The sequence below is a fragment of the Arthrobacter sp. E3 genome, assembly GCF_017353415.1.
Taxonomy (GTDB): domain Bacteria; phylum Actinomycetota; class Actinomycetes; order Actinomycetales; family Micrococcaceae; genus Specibacter.
On the sequence record NZ_JAFMPX010000091.1, the window covers coordinates 1 to 868 of the forward strand.

The 868-nt window shown below is 52.0% G+C and carries 1 protein-coding gene; it reads right to left on the reverse strand.

Annotated elements, in window-relative coordinates; all coding sequences use genetic code 11:
* Positions 1-156: 156 nt before the first annotated feature.
* On the reverse strand, positions 157-868 hold a 712-nt coding region (locus tag JMA46_RS16765), incomplete at its 5' end, for a Kunitz family serine protease inhibitor (protein WP_207346484.1).

Consider the following 868-nt stretch of genomic DNA (forward strand, 5'->3'; position numbering starts at 1 on the left):
GGGCCTCATTACTTTATTTATTTATCACGAGCTACATAGCAGGATGGGGTCTGCGCAATGTGCATGGCTAGAAAGGAAGTTTTATTTAGCACCCGCTTGGGTGTACACAGGTTGCATGCATATACCCATCCTTGACTTCACGTCGTAGTTTGACGGTTAGTAGATAGTAGGTCTCATGGCAAGTTGTTCGTGCTTGACAAACCTGACGGTGAACGAGTCCCCATTCTTGCCCAGAACAACCTGGCCGTTTAGATCGTGTGTACCTAGTTCGGTGCAGGAGGCCTGTTCTTCGTTCTGTTTGTAAGAACACACCGACAACTTGTAGTCTCCTTCTTGTTCTTTGGCCTTGGTCACCTGGAACAAACTGAATCGCAGTTTGTTGCTTTCCTGATCCTGCCCTGCGATGATGGGCGTGAAATTGACGTCATTGCTGGTCTTGCCGGTGGTCCAGATGCTGGGCAGCTTGCATGGGTGGTTCCACGTTGCAATGGAGCTGAACACATAGCGGTCACCTTCCTTCATGGTGTTTTCCTCAAAGTTGCCACTACCCGAAGCAAAGGTCACCTCCCGGCCCTCCCGGCGGTTGGTAGGTCCGACATACTTCTCGCATTGGCTTTGATCGTTGCGCAGGAGTCCTAGCACACCTTTACGGCCGTCGGCATTGGTGTATTCGATTTTGTAGTTGGGGCCCAGTCGGACCCGGTTGCCACTGGTGTCTAGCACCGCTTCGCCCTGCTGCTGGCAGAGAGCAGCTGCAGAAGCGATGAGAGTGCCAGAGAGAAACAGGACGGCGAGGACATAACTGAATGTTGCCATGGTGATTGGTGAAATAAGAGGCCGGGAGATAGTTGCTCTTGCTAGTGGCTCT